This window comes from Colwellia sp. F1 (assembly GCF_056238625.1).
The window spans coordinates 86,850-101,690 of record NZ_JBWDLI010000008.1 but is presented as its reverse complement, the minus strand read 5'-3'; the positions used below and the strand labels follow the sequence as shown (position 1 = coordinate 101,690).

At 40.5% G+C, this 14,841-nt stretch carries 13 protein-coding genes and 1 other RNA gene; 3 read left to right on the top strand and 11 right to left on the bottom strand.

The window, feature by feature from the left end; all coding sequences use genetic code 11:
• From AC0UA9_RS09405 to AC0UA9_RS09380, 6 genes are all read right to left on the bottom strand, one after another.
• Complete coding sequence (locus AC0UA9_RS09405; RefSeq protein ID WP_475659495.1) at positions 1 to 2,070, bottom strand: hypothetical protein; 2,070 nt, start codon at positions 2,068 to 2,070, stop codon at positions 1 to 3.
• Positions 2,071 to 2,072: 2 nt separating this feature from the next.
• Positions 2,073 to 2,411: a hypothetical protein gene (locus AC0UA9_RS09400; protein ID WP_475659494.1), complete on the bottom strand. Its 339-nt coding sequence runs from the start codon at positions 2,409 to 2,411 to the stop codon at positions 2,073 to 2,075.
• Between the two features lie 168 nt (positions 2,412 to 2,579).
• A complete protein-coding gene (locus AC0UA9_RS09395; protein WP_475659491.1) occupies positions 2,580 to 2,903 on the bottom strand; it encodes a TnsA endonuclease N-terminal domain-containing protein in 324 nt (107 codons plus the stop codon).
• 52 nt (positions 2,904 to 2,955) lie between these two features.
• Positions 2,956 to 3,052, bottom strand: an RNA gene (ffs, locus tag AC0UA9_RS09390) — signal recognition particle sRNA small type.
• 198 nt (positions 3,053 to 3,250) lie between these two features.
• On the bottom strand, positions 3,251 to 4,201 hold the full coding sequence (locus AC0UA9_RS09385) for a DUF3014 domain-containing protein (protein WP_475659489.1): 951 nt from the start codon (positions 4,199 to 4,201) through the stop codon (positions 3,251 to 3,253).
• A gap of 199 nt (positions 4,202 to 4,400) precedes the next feature.
• Positions 4,401 to 5,291, bottom strand: a complete 891-nt coding sequence (locus AC0UA9_RS09380; protein WP_475659487.1) for a LysR family transcriptional regulator — start codon at positions 5,289 to 5,291, stop codon at positions 4,401 to 4,403.
• A gap of 243 nt (positions 5,292 to 5,534) precedes the next feature.
• On the opposite strand from AC0UA9_RS09380, the gene AC0UA9_RS09375 reads away from it, so the two are divergent.
• Entirely contained in the window at positions 5,535 to 7,037 is a 1,503-nt protein-coding gene (locus tag AC0UA9_RS09375) for a CoA-acylating methylmalonate-semialdehyde dehydrogenase (protein WP_475659486.1), read from the top strand.
• A 42-nt stretch (positions 7,038 to 7,079) separates the two neighbouring features.
• On the opposite strand, the gene AC0UA9_RS09370 is transcribed toward AC0UA9_RS09375, so the two are convergent.
• The 3 genes from AC0UA9_RS09370 to AC0UA9_RS09360 form a co-directional block, all read right to left on the bottom strand.
• Entirely contained in the window at positions 7,080 to 8,000 is a 921-nt protein-coding gene (locus AC0UA9_RS09370; RefSeq protein WP_475659484.1) for a tRNA-uridine aminocarboxypropyltransferase, read from the bottom strand.
• Positions 8,001 to 8,878: 878 nt separating this feature from the next.
• Complete coding sequence (locus AC0UA9_RS09365) at positions 8,879 to 9,478, bottom strand: Fic/DOC family protein (RefSeq protein WP_475659483.1); 600 nt, start codon at positions 9,476 to 9,478, stop codon at positions 8,879 to 8,881.
• A complete protein-coding gene (locus tag AC0UA9_RS09360; RefSeq protein WP_475659482.1) occupies positions 9,471 to 9,626 on the bottom strand; it encodes a hypothetical protein in 156 nt (51 codons plus the stop codon). The genes AC0UA9_RS09365 and AC0UA9_RS09360 overlap by 8 nt, the downstream gene beginning before the upstream one ends.
• A 619-nt stretch (positions 9,627 to 10,245) precedes the next feature.
• Here AC0UA9_RS09360 and AC0UA9_RS09355 point away from each other — a divergent pair.
• Together AC0UA9_RS09355 and AC0UA9_RS09350 are read left to right on the top strand one after the other, a co-directional pair.
• A complete protein-coding gene (locus AC0UA9_RS09355) occupies positions 10,246 to 10,731 on the top strand; it encodes an outer membrane beta-barrel protein (RefSeq protein ID WP_475659481.1) in 486 nt (161 codons plus the stop codon).
• A 204-nt stretch (positions 10,732 to 10,935) separates the two neighbouring features.
• Positions 10,936 to 11,103 (top strand): hypothetical protein, encoded by a 168-nt coding sequence (locus AC0UA9_RS09350; RefSeq protein ID WP_475659479.1) that lies wholly within the window; start codon positions 10,936 to 10,938, stop codon positions 11,101 to 11,103.
• A gap of 740 nt (positions 11,104 to 11,843) precedes the next feature.
• On the opposite strand, the gene AC0UA9_RS09345 is transcribed toward AC0UA9_RS09350, so the two are convergent.
• Positions 11,844 to 13,010, bottom strand: a complete 1,167-nt coding sequence (locus AC0UA9_RS09345; protein WP_475659477.1) for a nucleotide sugar dehydrogenase — start codon at positions 13,008 to 13,010, stop codon at positions 11,844 to 11,846.
• 651 nt (positions 13,011 to 13,661) lie between these two features.
• The gene (locus tag AC0UA9_RS09340) at positions 13,662 to 14,840 is read right to left on the bottom strand and encodes a DegT/DnrJ/EryC1/StrS family aminotransferase (RefSeq protein WP_475659476.1); all 1,179 of its coding nucleotides are present in this window, start codon (positions 14,838 to 14,840) and stop codon (positions 13,662 to 13,664) included.
• Between the last annotated feature and the right edge of the window lies 1 nt (position 14,841).

The following is a 14,841-nucleotide window of genomic DNA, read 5'->3' as shown; positions in this document are numbered from 1 at the left end:
TTAACTAACCTCGCTGTCGTTCATCATACGACGTTGGGTTTCAGATGAAATTAGGTATTCTGCCGATTGCAATAAACGAGTATGAATTTGCGCTGACGCTTTATCCATTTCGGTAAAGAACTTTTCATGCGATTTATTTGCTCGTTCGAAATAAGTATTCAGCTCTTCTGGAATTTGTTTTATCAAAGAGCCGAACAGCTCTGATGAACTGGCATACGATTTCTCTAATTTACCTACTTGTAAGCCAATGGTACTTGCAGTTTGCTCTATTTGGTTTATGTGTGAGCTTTCCATAAGCTGAACCGCTTGAACTAACTTATTCACTATCTCAACCGATTTTTGCATTTCGGTTAGGTTGGTAGTTAGCTCTGTACCTAACTCTTTACGGCGAGTGTATTCTTCTTTGAATACCGTATCGCAGTCTTGAACCACTTTAGCTAAACCATCACGTTGCTTACCTAAAGTGCTTTCCAGCAGATTATTTTGCTCTTTAAAGAATGTATCAAGGCTTTGCTGATACGTCACTCTAAAGTTGTCTAGTTGCTCTGTGACTGTATTTTTGGTTTCAAACAATACCTTATCTACATTAATTAATGTGTTTTCTAGATTTTCTTTGGCATTATTCATTAAGCCAGTTGCGGTTGTACCTACTTGCTCAATTACTTTAACCTGTGCTTCGTTAGATTTTTGGCTCTTATCTAATATATCTTTTACGCGCTGCTCTGTGTTATCAAGCATTATTTTCTGAATACCAGCTTGATGTGTAAGAGATTTTTCTAACTCAACTTTAATGCCACTAAAGGTTCCCGCTGCTTGCTCAGCGCTTTCTTTAAAGGCAATTTTTTGCGAATCCATTGCTTCAACACTGACTTGCACAGATTTATCCAACTCTTCTGAAACACCTTCTAGAATTTCTTTGGTATCTGTTTGAAAGCTCGATAATATATTGCGTAAATCATTTGAGAACTTTCCAAGTTTAGTTAGCGTATCTTCTTGAAATTGTTGGATTGTAGTAACTGCTGTCGCAAGCTTAGTCGCAATGCCGCCAAGCTCTTTATGTAATTTAGTAACCGCACTGGTTGAGCTTTTAACAAGGCTAGACGTTTCTGAAATTTGATTTGATAGTGGCTCAATTACTTCTGAACGAAGTTGAGTCATGATCGCTTGAATTATTTTCTCACCATTGTCTTGTTTAATTTCTCGTAATGCTTTGAGCTCTGTTGAAATTTCAGTAAACACAGGAACCATTTCGGCAGTAAATATTTTATCTAAACTCGACGATATGTGTTGGCCTATTTTGTCAGCATCAAAATTATCAGCAGCTCGCTCTAACGAGCCTCCCATTGTAAGCATTGCAGTTGATGCTTCAGCGCTTTTTTTTGCCGCTTCAAGTTGTTTCTCTATTACTTCGTCTTGATCTCCACCCGCAAGTTTGTCTAAATAATCTGCCATAGTTTCGGCGCGAAACTGTTCTTTAAATCTAGCGACCACATGTAAATAATGTTTTATTGTAAACCACTCTATTAGCCTTAATGCAAATAACAATATAATAGAGGTAGTTAAACCAACAAGGGAGGTAATAAATGCTGTATCCATACCGCCAAGTAAAATTTTAACACCTTCCACCATATCAGCAGAAGTAGGTTCATTAGTGTTACTAAGTGTTTCTTGAATACCTGATAAACCAATAACAATACCTAAAAATGTACCTATAACACCAATACTCGTCAGTACACTAGTTATATATCTAAAACGACTTAACTCTGGCTTTCGTGATATTTTATCAGGGTAATTCTTTAAGAGAACTTTCGCTTCATTGGTTTTTAGTTTTGAAAAGTACTCGATTTTTAAAGTTTTCTCAGCCTTACTTAGCTCTTCACCAGATTTTATTTTAGCCGCAAGCTTGCTAAACTTTTTAAATACCAAATTTAATCGGGTTTTATTCGCAAAAAAAGTAAATACTTCAAGGGCTATGGTTAGAGTAAAAATCACTACAATAATAGTACTAACTATAGATGTTAATTTGTTACTGGTTATTACGTTATAAATGCTATTTAAAGTTTCTAACATTATTAATCTCTAACTAATCTTGATAATTCATTTTGAGTAAATAGCATTTCTGCTATTCGAACTGGCATATGCTCGGCATCGTCTTTGTATGGAAGCTCTGGTAGGGAAACAGTCGAATCAAATTGCACACTGTATAGCGGCTCTTCTGACCCTGTATTTCTATCTAATATTAAATAGGTGCCTGCATGGTCTCTTAAAAGCTCTGCTTGTAAACATGCTTTTTGATCTCGCAATGATTTGGCTAAATTTGAATGCGCACCCAGTTGTTGTAGTGCTAACTTCCAAGCGCGATTAAAGCGGATAATTTTGGTTATGAGTTTTGGTATTTCTGTTCTTTTCATTTAACCTCCTTGTTTGATTCTTTGCACTATAGCCAAGATCTCATGATAAGCATCTTTTAATAGCAAGTGATTTTCCTTCTGAGCTAATAAAAATGTAATGTATACAATATTGGAGCACTTGTCGACATATAAGCCAAGACCAACACCTTCTTTAACGTATCTAAGTAACTATATGGTTTTAAACACTATTGACAGCTTACGACCGCCTTCCTCTAAACCTTGGTACCTATGAAGTAATTTTAAGTTCTTAATTAACAGTTTTACCCGAATTATTCTTTCGGTTATTAATTCTAATTTTATACCTAGATTAAGAATCTGCTGCTTATTTAGCTTTAAACTCAAGTTCAAACTCTTCTGATTGAGTTTTACAAAAGGTTTTACTTCGTAGAACACCTGCTCTTCGTTAAATGGCGTTATTAAAAAATCAGGCGTATATCTTCTTATTTGGTCACATAGTTTATAATTAAAACCAATGGATTTCGGCTTATACATATCTATTTGTCAAGGGATGGTTGTATCAACAAGATAAAAAGGTTGGTGGCAACCCTAATAGCCACACCTCGGCACATGAGTCGTCTGCTGCGGTTGCTTCCTTCCGGACCTGGCCGAGTTCACAGAGTATCATTGCGAGGGGACCAGAAGGGCCGCCATAATGCACTTGAAAATAAGTTCTTCGTTATCAAGTGGCGCGAATTATCGCTAATCAATTCAACGGATGCAAGCACTACTTGGTTATTTTCTTATAACAGCGACTGCTTGGCTACTTTTTACGCAAACAGTCGCTAATTTGTTAAACTTACTCGCGTTTCTTGGCTTTTTTTAGCCTTGTTTTAGTTTTGCTAGTTAACCCCGTTTTGTTTTTGGGCGAGTTTTTCATGTATTTCTAATAACACAGACTTAATCACTAATAAGTTGTCTTTGCCTAAACGCAGCAGCAGTTTGTCAGAGTCAGACAAGGCTTCAAGTTTAGGGTTAGCAAACTTATACATAACGCTAGGTTGCACTAAAGCCATTGACGTTTTAGGTAGCTCCATGTCTAAAACCCGGGTAATCGCGTCTTGCAATGTGTGGGTAAAGTCGTCTTCATAACCAAGTTCAGCGTAGGCTTCATTAATTAACGGTTTAATGTCTAAGTACCATTGCACTAAGGTTTCGCTGTCTGTAGAGCGTAGTAAGTCTACATACAAATTAAAGCGATTGCCTGAGTCTTCATCCCACTGTAATACTTGCTGTTGTGTTTGTTTTACGTTTACGTTGTCATTTTCAACCACTTCACTTTCAACAATGCTTCCCTCTGCGTTATCAGTGCCTTGCTCGGCTGTAAATTTAACCGCAGGTAAAATAAAGGGGCTATGCTCGTAAACAACCGTGCCTTGGGCAAAGTTGTCGGTAAAGACAACAAAACGACGTATTATGTCTTCGTCAATAATCAGTCTTAGTAATTCTTTGCGCCAAGTAATTTCAGGCAGTTTTATTTTTAACCAGTTATCACTTTCATCTAACGTTGGTAATACTGGCTCAACCGGCGCTGGTGCAGGTTCTACCGCTTCTACTACTGGGGCTTCTACTACTGGCGCTGGTTCAGGAATAACCGCTACCTCTTCTGGCTCTGGTTCAACAACAGTAACGGGCGCTGGCTGTTCAATAACAGGAGCAGGTTTGTTGCCGGTAAACTGCCACGCAAAAACGATAGCTACAAGCACTAAAATTACAATAACAATAACCAGCCATGAAGGCTTTTTACTATTGTTTTGCACGCTGTCATCTGAAGATTGATTTAAGTTGTCCATATATACCTGTACTTATTGGTTGTGTTGCTAGTTAGCAATAATTAATTCTTGAAAATACTTTTCTTGTAAGTACCTAACGCTTTAAAACATGCAATTTTTTAAAAACAGTACACCTTGCTAAATAATTAACTTTCAAAATAAGTAACCCTATTACACCGCTAATACACCGTTAATTTATCCCGTTAAATGGCTATACACCTTACGCTGGCATAAGCAACGCTTTGTTATTTTGTGCTAACGTTTTTAAATATTGCCATACGGTATCTACCTGCGACAAACGTTTACTTTCAGGGTGCGTGACCAAATAAAAACTACGCACTAACTTAATGTCATTAGCACAAAGCTTAATTAAGCTTGTGTCTTGCTCAGCCATAAAACACGGTAAAATACCTATACCCAAGCCACTTTTTATCGCACTATATTGGCTAGTAATACTGGTGCTTTGAAAGCTAGGGGCAATGGCGCTATTTAACTCGGCTAAATATGACAATTGTTCGGTAAATAAAAGGTTGTCAACATAACTAACCCACTGATACTGATGAAGTTGGTTAATATCAACCTTACCCCCTACCCCCTTAAGATAGCTTGTATGACCATATAATTGCAACTGATAGTCACAAAGTTTAACAATTATTGTTGAGGTGCTTTTGGGTTTTTCAACCGAGATAGCAATGTCTGCTTCATTACGGCTTATTTTTACATCGCGCGAAAAATGTATTAGCTCTATTTGAATGTTGGGAAAGTGTTGTTGCAGTTGACCTAAGTTAGGGGCAATAAAAAAACTCCCCAAAGCGTCAGTAACACCAATACGCACTCGGCCGCTATTTACATATTGTTGCGCTTTAATTTCATGCCATGCTTGGTCTGCGTCAAGCTCCATGCGCCGGGCATATTGTAATAATTTAGTGCCGTCGTGCGTTAACACATGGCCGTCAAGGGTGCGCTCAAACAACTTGGTGGCTAAGCTTTGCTCTAGTTTATGTAGACGGCGCGACAAGGTTGAAGCGTCTAGGGTTAAACGCTTAGCAGCAATAGACAAGCGTTCACTGCGCGCCACTTCTAAAAAGAGTTTTATATCATGCCAGTTCATTGCCAATACCCAGTTGCAGTTGCGCTTGTTTGTCTAGCAGCTTAAACAAGCCATTAAGTGTGTTATCTTACAGCAAAACCAGACACTTGTAAAAATGCAACAGTCGTTGCTCTTTTGCTTATTGCTCAACCCCTGCTAAAAGACTACTTTAGTGTTATCACGGCGATAGCAGCGCTAAGCCATATTAATAAAGCGCTAAGCCAACAAACAACCGCAAGCTAACTCAATAAAACAAAGGCTATTATGACCATTAAAGACATTCCATTGATCATCAATGGTGAAAAAATTCGCTCTACTACCAACACGTGGTTAGATGTGTTAAACCCAGCAACGCAAGAAGTTGTTGCCCGTGTGCCTATGGCAACAAAAGCCGAAGTTAACGCCGCAGTGGCCAGCGCTGCACAGGCATTTACAACTTGGTCAAAGGTTTCATTAACCAACCGTATGCGCATTATGCTTAATTTTCAGCAATTGGTGCGAGAAAACACCCAAGCCTTAGCTGAATTAGTCACGCTAGAGCACGGTAAAACCCTACCCGACGCTGAAGGCGAAGTTGGCCGATCATTAGAAGCCATTGAAAATGCTTGTTCAATTACCCGATTACAATTGGGCGAAATGGCCAATAACGCAGCAACCGAGGTAGACACCTACACATTGAACAAACCCATTGGTGTTGGCTTAGGCATTACCGCCTTCAATTTTCCGTTAATGCTACCCTCGTTTATGTTTCCCCCAGCAATAGCCTGTGGCAACACCTTTATTTTAAAGCCGTCAGAGCAAGCCCCTTCGTCTACAATACTGCTGGTTGAATTAGCCTTAAAAGCGGGTATTCCTGCGGGGGTATTAAATGTAGTGCATGGCGGGCCCGACGTCGTCAACCAATTAATTGAAGCCGATGCGGTAAAAGCGGTGTCATTTATTGGCTCAACCCAGGTGGGTACTCAGGTTTATAATCATGCAAGTAAATTTGGCAAACGAGCCCAAGCCATGATGGGCGCTAAAAACCACATGGTTATTATGCCAGACGCAAATAAAGACCGAGCAATTAATGATTTACTCGGCTCTGCTTTTGGCGCTGCCGGACAACGCTGCATGGCAAACCCGGTCACTATTTTAGTGGGTGAAGCGCGCCAGTGGTTACCTGAAATTGTGGCACGGGCAAAGCAAATGAAAATAGGCCCAGGCACACAGCGCGATGCTGACTTAGGCCCTGTGGTATCGCCGCAAGCAAAAGCACGTATTATTAACCTACTCGACTCAGGCGTTGCACAAGGGGCAACCTTGCTGCTAGACGGCAGAAATTGCCAAGTAGACGGTTACCCCCACGGTAACTTTGTTGGGCCAAGCCTGTTTACTAATGTAACAACCGACATGGATATTTACACTCAAGAGATTTTTGGCCCTGCGCTGTGTGTATTAGAAGCCGACACCTTAGAAGACGCCATTAACATCATTAATGCCAACCCCAACGGTAACGGCACGTCAATTTTCACTGCGTCTGGTTGGCATGCTAGAAAATTTGAAAACGAGGTAGACGTAGGCCAAGTGGGTATTAATGTACCTATTCCGGTACCCGTAGCCTATTTTAGCTTTACTGGCTCACGCGGCTCTAAACTGGGTGACCTTGGCCCTAATGGTAAACAAGTAATCAGCTTTTGGACTTATACTAAATCGGTCACCGCCCGCTGGTTTGAGCCTGATCATCAAGATGGCAATAACATTCACTCAACCATTAGCATGAAGTAACAAGTTGCATAACGCGTAGCAACTGTTACGCGTTATGCGCGATTATTTGTGCTTAGCAACGCCTTGTTGCTGTAAAACGCCTTGTTGCTGTAAAAAGTGCTGATAATTTTCAAGCGCATCAACATTACCGGTAATACGCTGGCAAACGCCTTTTTGGTATTGAAAATTAAACACATCAAACCATAAATCAAGTAACTGCGCATTGTGTTGCTCCCCAGCCATATCAAGCACCCTAGCGGCAACTTCCGCGGTTGAAAACTGATGCGCTAATTGCGTTTTTCTTACCGTATAGCGCGAGTCATCCCCCACTGGCGACATTTTACTCCCGTCTAAAGCCATAGCAGCAGTTTTGTTAGCAATGGCTTGTTTTAGGTCAAATGAGACAATAGGAAACTTATCTAAATAAGGGCTTTTACGAAACATTTTTTTAGCCTCACGCCAACTACCGTCAAGCATAATAAACAACGGCCTTTTGCCTGCATTACAAACCACCTGCTGGGTAAACACTGGGCGGCTATTGTCAGTATACTCTTTGGGAAACACCACAAAAGGTTGCCATTGCTCATCGGCCAACAACGCCAGCAACTCGTCATTTTTAGTCGTTCTAGACCATAAAAAAGCAAACGTGTCTGGAATTAAATCAGCAATTAACTTACCGGTATTACTCGGTTTTAACACTTCTGTGTCATACATTAAAAGCAAAAAACCCGCGTTAGTCACCACGGTATTTTTTTCAGGCGCAATAGCACAAATACAATGCTGCTGCGCCAAACGGCAAAGTTCACAACGCCGCACCCGCTGCCCCCGCGATTTATACGTTGTTGTACAAAGGCTTTTTCTATATTGATGTAATTGATGAACAGCGTGCATAGCAAAATTGAATAAAATAAAAGGCGGCCAATGATACCACCACCAAGCCACAGAGCCCAGCGTTGTCATTCGGTTAGCACCCGCTCCCGTCATTCCGTTGGTCTCCCCGCCTCGTCATTCCGTAGGTCTCTTAATACGGAATCTCATGTCTTTGTTGTAAAGGGTTAAATGTAAAGCGTTAAGAGCAAAAACCTAGATCCTGAATCAAGTTCAGGAAGACGAGAAAAAGAGGCAAAAACCTAGATCCTGAATCGAGTTCAGGAAGACGATAAATGCGCCACCTCGTCATGCCGTTGATCACCCCACCCCCGTCATTCCGTAGGTCTCTTAATACGGAATCTCATGTCTTTGTTGTAAAGGGTAAAGAGTAAAAAGTAAAACGTTAAGGGCAAAACCTAGATCCTGAATCGAGTTCAGGAAGACGAGAAAAAGCGACAAAACCCAGATCCTGAATCGAGTTCAGGAAGACCCGGTGAGCACTAACCCATTAAAAATTAAACATTAAAAGTTCAAAATTAACCATTATCAAACCCAGATCCTGAATCGAGTTCAGGAAGACGAGAAAAAGCGGCAAAACCCAGCTCCTGAATCGAGTTCAGGAAGACGCGGTGAGCACTAACCCATTAAAAATTAAACATTTAAAATTCAACATTACCCCCCACCCCGTCATTCCGTAGGTCTCCCCGGCTCGTCATTCCGTAGGTCTCTTAATACGGAATCTCATGTCTTTGTTGTAAAGAGCTTTGTTGTAAAGGGTAAAGCGTCAAGGGCAAAAAACCTAGATCCTGAATCGAGTTCAGGAAGACGAGAAAAAGCGACAAAACCTAGATCCTGAATCGAGTTCAGGAAGACGGCATAAAACGAAACGACAAAACCCAGAACCTGAATCGAGTTCAGGAAGACGCGGTAAACACTAACCATTAAACATTCAAAACTCAACACGCTACCTAATAAACTGAGAGTGCTAATTCTTAATTAAGTATACGTTTAATTAAATTAATCATTGGTTCATAATTACCTACGTGAACATTCTTAGATGTTTCCATATTTTCCCATGAATGCACAGACGCCCAGTTCAAAGAGAAACCGTGCTTCTTTGCTAAGAGAGATATAAATATGCGTTGTGTTCTTCCATTCCCTTCAGGGAAAGGGTGATATATATTCAATATACCTAAACACCGTGCCAATTTTTCAGCTAAGTAATCTTTTTCAGGACTGATAAGATCAACGACTTCCTTTACCCTGGCAAACACAGTTGCTTCATATTTAGGTAAATCTTCAGGAGGAGTAAATTCATCACCATTCTTTCTCATTGGATAAGATCTGGTTTTCCCTGCCCATGTGTATAGATCATTAAATAAATAATAATGTATACGTTTGAGTTTATAGAGATTGAACTCTTCAGGTAATAATGATGGATCTTCGATTAACAAGTATTCGTATATAGTAGAGAAACCAGCTTCCAATTCTCTTAACTTTTTTAAATCAGTAATACCTTTGCGATTAACAAAGGTATTTGTATTCGGATAATAATCAGGCTCTACACTATCAGGAAATAGATCATTAACCACGTAAAATAGCTAAAATATAATCGGTAGTGATTGTAGGATCAGTTAGCGCTCTAGTTAGAAGCTCTTTAATCTCATCAGATAGGGACAAAGACTCTAACCTAATGTTAGCTAAAGCTTGCTGTAATGTATTTGAATTTGTAATAGGCATAAAGCCTCCTTATAAATTAACAATGACAGTATAATCGATCTCTAATGTAAGGTAAAACTAATTAATAACGCACTGATATTTACTAGGGAAAGATAGTAGGTGCTAGGAAGAGCAAAACCCTAGGTCCTGAATCAAGTTCAGGAAGACGAGAAAAAGCGACAAAACCCAGATCCTGAATCGAGTTCAGGAAGACGCGGTGAGCACTAACCCATTTAAAATTAAACATTACCACCCCTGCCCCGTCATTCCGTTGATCACCCCCGGCTCGTCATTCCGTAGGTCTCTTAATACGGAATCTAATGGCTTTGTTTGAAACATTTAAGCAAAAGCCCAGATCCTGAATCGAGTTCAGGAAGACGAGAAAAAGCGACAAAAACCAGATCCTGAATCGAGTTCAGGAAGACGAGAAAAAGCGACAAAAACCTAGATCCTGAATCAAGTTCAGGAAGACGAGAAAAAGCGACAAAACCTAGCTACTGAATCAAGTTCAGGAAGACGCGGTGAGCACTAACCCATTAAAAATTAAACATTTAAAATTCAACATTACCCCCCGCCCTTGAAGTTAACGCACCATTGGGGTATCTTCCCGTTGATTTATATACTTAAAAAGGAATTCATAATGAAAAAAACTCTATTAACACTTGCACTGCTTACCTCAACGTCAACAATGGCGGCAAATACCATCGACATGTCAAGCTTCTATGCCGGTGGTGGTGTACATCGCACAACCGTATCAGGCGCTTCAGGTATTGGCGTGCAAGCGTTTGCTGGTTACAACCTTGACAAACACTTCAAATTTCATGACCAATTAGACCTAGCTGTTGAGCTTGGTTATTCAACCGTATCAATTGACTATGGTTATTTCGGCAGTAGAAAAATTAAAGGCGATGTAAACGGTTTGTGGACTACCGCTGTTGCAGGTTATGAGCTTACCGACAATATCAAAGCCCTTGCACGCGTAGGTATTGACCTAGGTGACGACGACGGCGTTATGATAGGTGGCGGTGCTGAATACAGCTTTAACAGTAAAATTGCACTAAGAGCTGAATATGTAATCCGTCCAGACACAAATGCCTTACAAGTAAACGCTATTTATAGGTTCTAAGACTAGGATCTAGGTACTAGGTACTAGGTGCTAGGTGCTAGGTGCTAGGTGCTAGGAAAACCAAACCCTAGCGCCTAGCTACTGAATCAAGTTCAGGAAGACGCGGTGAGCACTAACCCATTAAAAATTAAACATTTAAAATTCAACATTACCCCCCACCCCGTCATTCCGTAGGTCTCTTAATACGGAATCTAATGTCTTTGTTTGAAACATTTAAGCAAAAGCCCAGATCCTGAATCGAGTTCAGGAAGACGAGAAAAAGCGACAAAAACCCAGATCCTGAATCAAGTTCAGGAAGACGCGGTGAGCACTAACCCATTAAAAATTAACCATTTAAAATTCAACATTACCCCCCACCCCGTCATTCCGTAGGTCTCTTAATACGGAATCTCGTTTCTTTGTTTGAAACATTTAAGCAAAAGCCCAGATCCTGAATCGAGTTCAGGAAGACGAGAAAAAGCGACAAAAACCAGATCCTGAATCGAGTTCAGGAAGACGAGAAAAAGCGACAAAAACCTAGATCCTGAATCGAGTTCAGGAAGACGAGAAAAAGCGACAAAAACCCAGATCCTGAATCGAGTTCAGGAAGACGCGGTGAGCACTAACCCATTAAAAATTAAACATTTAAAATTCAACATTACCCCCCGCCCCGTCATTCCGTAGGTCTCTTAATACGGAATCTCATGGCTTTGTTTGAAACATTTAAGCAAAAGCCCAGATCCTGAATCGAGTTCAGGAAGACGAGAAAAAGCGACAAAAACCTAGATCCTGAATCAAGTTCAGGAAGACGAGAAAAAGCGACAAAAAACCAGATCCTGAATCGAGTTCAGTAAGACGAGAAAAAGCGACAAAAACCCAGATCCTGAATCAAGTTCAGGAAGACGAGAAAAAGCGACAAAAAACCAGATCCTGAATCGAGTTCAGGAAGACGAGAAAAAGCGACAAAAACCCAGATCCTGAATCAAGTTCAGAAAGACGCGGTGAGCACTAACCATTAAAAATTAAACATTTAAAATTCAACATTACCAAGCCCAGCTCCTGAATCGAGTTCAGGAAGACGCGGTGAGCACTAACCCATTCAACATTAAAAATTTAACATTCACAATTATCACTTAGTCGCTACCAAACAAGTCTCTGGTATATACCTTATCTACAACATCATTTAACTCGTCAACCATGCGGTTTGACACTATCACATCAGACATGGCTTTAAATTCAGTTAACTCTTTAATCACTCTAGAATTGAAAAAATCATCTTCTTCAATCACGGGTTCAAAAACAACAACTTCAATACCTTTACCTTTAATACGCTTCATAATGCCTTGAATTGAAGACGCTCTAAAGTTGTCAGAACCTGATTTCATAATTAAGCGATAGATACCCACAATTTTAGGGTTTTTCTTTATAATTGAATCAGCAATAAAGTCTTTACGGGTGCTGTTAGCGTCAACAATAGCGCTAATAATGTTATTAGGCACGTTTTGATAATTAGCACGTAATTGCTTTGTGTCTTTGGGTAAACAATAACCACCATAACCAAACGATGGGTTGTTGTAATGGTCACCAATACGCGGGTCTAAACTTACCCCTTCAATAATATGGCGTGAGTCTAAACCATGCACTTCAGCATACGAGTCTAGCTCATTAAAGTAAGCAACGCGCATGGCTAAATAGGTATTTGAAAACAGCTTCACCGCTTCTGCTTCGGTAGAGCGAACAAATAACACGTCAATGTTGTCTTTAATTGCGCCCTGCACTAATAAATTAGCAAATACACGAGCACGTTCAGAGTCTTCGCCCACAATAATGCGTGAAGGATAAAGGTTGTCGTGCAACGCCCTTCCTTCACGTAAAAATTCAGGTGAAAATATTAAGCCTTCACAACCAAGCTCTTCACGAATACGCGCGGTATACCCCACCGGCACCGTTGATTTAATCACCATAACCGCCGCGGGGTTAATGGCCATTACATCACGAATTACCGCCTCAACAGAATGCGTATTAAAATAATTGGTTTCAGGGTCGTAATCGGTTGGCGTAGCAATAATAACGTAATCAGCATTGGCGTAAGCCGCTTGTTTGTCTAACGTGGCGGAAAAGTTTAATATTTTATTTTGTAAAAAGTCTGATATTTCCACATCAGCAATGGGTGACACTTTACGATTAAGCAGCTCTATTTTTTCAGGGATAATATCTACCGCGACAACTTCATTGTGTTGCGCTAATAACATAGCATTTGAAAGCCCTACATAACCTGTACCGGCGATAGCTATTTTCATAAATCCATCTCTATTATTTGTTGTTTATTACTGTGTTTTTGTTTGTCAGTGTTCTGTTATTGCGTTCTTCATCTTTCCGTTGATGTCCCAGCGCCGTCATTCCGTTGCTCACTTAATACGGAATCTAATGGCTCAAACCCCTAGATCCTGAATCGAGTTCAGGAAGACGACAAGTGCGCCACCTCGTCATTCCGTAGGTCACCCCGCTCTGTCATGCCGTTGTCTCCCCGATTCCGTCATTCCGTAGGTCGCTTAATACGGAATCTCATGTCTTTGTTGTAAAGGGTTAAGAGTAAAGCGTTAAGAGCAAAAACCTAGGTCCTGAATCAAGTTCAGGAAGACGACAAGTGCGCCACCTCGTCATTCCGTAGGTCACCCCGCCCCGTCATTCCGTAGGTCGCTTAATACGGAATCTCGTTTCTTTGTTGTAAAGCGTTAAGGGCAAAAACCTAGGTCCTGAATCAAGTTCAGGAAGACGAGTAAAGCTACCAATTAAACATTCACAATTCAAAATTAACCATTATCAAAACCCAGGTCCTGAATCGAGTTCAGGAAGGCGCGATGAGCACTAACCATTAAAAATTAAACATTTAAAATTCAACATTACCACCCCCCCAACACCGTCATTCCGTAGGTCTCTTCATACGGAATCTATTTCTTACTAGCTAAGGTCAATACCTGTTGAAGCACTTGAACTGTCTTCTCAATTTCGCTTTGCGTAAGTGTAGGATGCACTAAAAACATTACACTGGTTTCACCTAGTTCTACCGCATTAGGTAAACGCTTTTCAGGTCTAAAATCAGTTTTATCAAATGCCTTTTCTAAATACACTTCAGAGCAGCTGCCTTGAAAACACGGGACGCCGTTAGCGACTATTTCATTCACAATGCGATCGCGATCCCAACCATCCGCTAACAACTCAGGTTTAATAAACATGTAATGTTTGTATTCTGCATGTTCGCTGTATTCGGGTACTTCTACCAAACGAATTAAATCAAACCCTTTAGCGGCTAAATCTAATTGCTGAGCATTCGCTTGACGTTTTGACGTCCATTCTGGCATGCGTTTAATTTGAATACGACCGATAGCTGCTTGCATTTCGGTTAAGCGCCAGTTAGTACCAAATGATTCATGTAACCACCTAAAACCTGGTGGATGTTCTTTGTGGTAAATAGCATCGTAAGATTTACCATGGTCTTTATAACTCCACATGGTTTTCCATAGTGTTTCATCACTAGTAGTTACCATACCGCCTTCTCCGCCTGTGGTCATAATTTTATCTTGGCAAAAACTCCAAGCACCCACATGGCCAATTGAACCAACACTTTTTCCTTTATATTTTGCGCCATGGGCTTGTGCACAATCTTCTATTACATAAAAACCATGCTTTTCACTCAGCGCCATAATGGCATCCATTTCAGCAGACATACCCGCTAAATGCACAACAATAACGGCTTTAGTCTTTTCAGTTAATACTGCGGCAATACTTTCTGCGGTAATGTTTTGACTATTTAAATCAACATCAGCAAATACCGGTTTTGCACCGGCAGTAACAATGCTAGAAGCCGACGCTAAAAAGGTACGTGGCGTGGTAATCACTTCATCACCTGCCCCTATATTCATTGCTTTTAAGGCAACATCAAGGGCAAGTGTCCCGTTACTTAAAGCAACGGCATATTTACTGCCAGTATAAGTGGCAAATTCTTTTTCAAATTCACGCCCTTCTTGGCCTGTCCAGTAATTTACTTTATTAGATAATAAAACGTTTTGTACGGCATCAGCTTCTTCTTGAGTGAAACTAGGCCAGGGAGAAAATGGGGTATTAAGCATG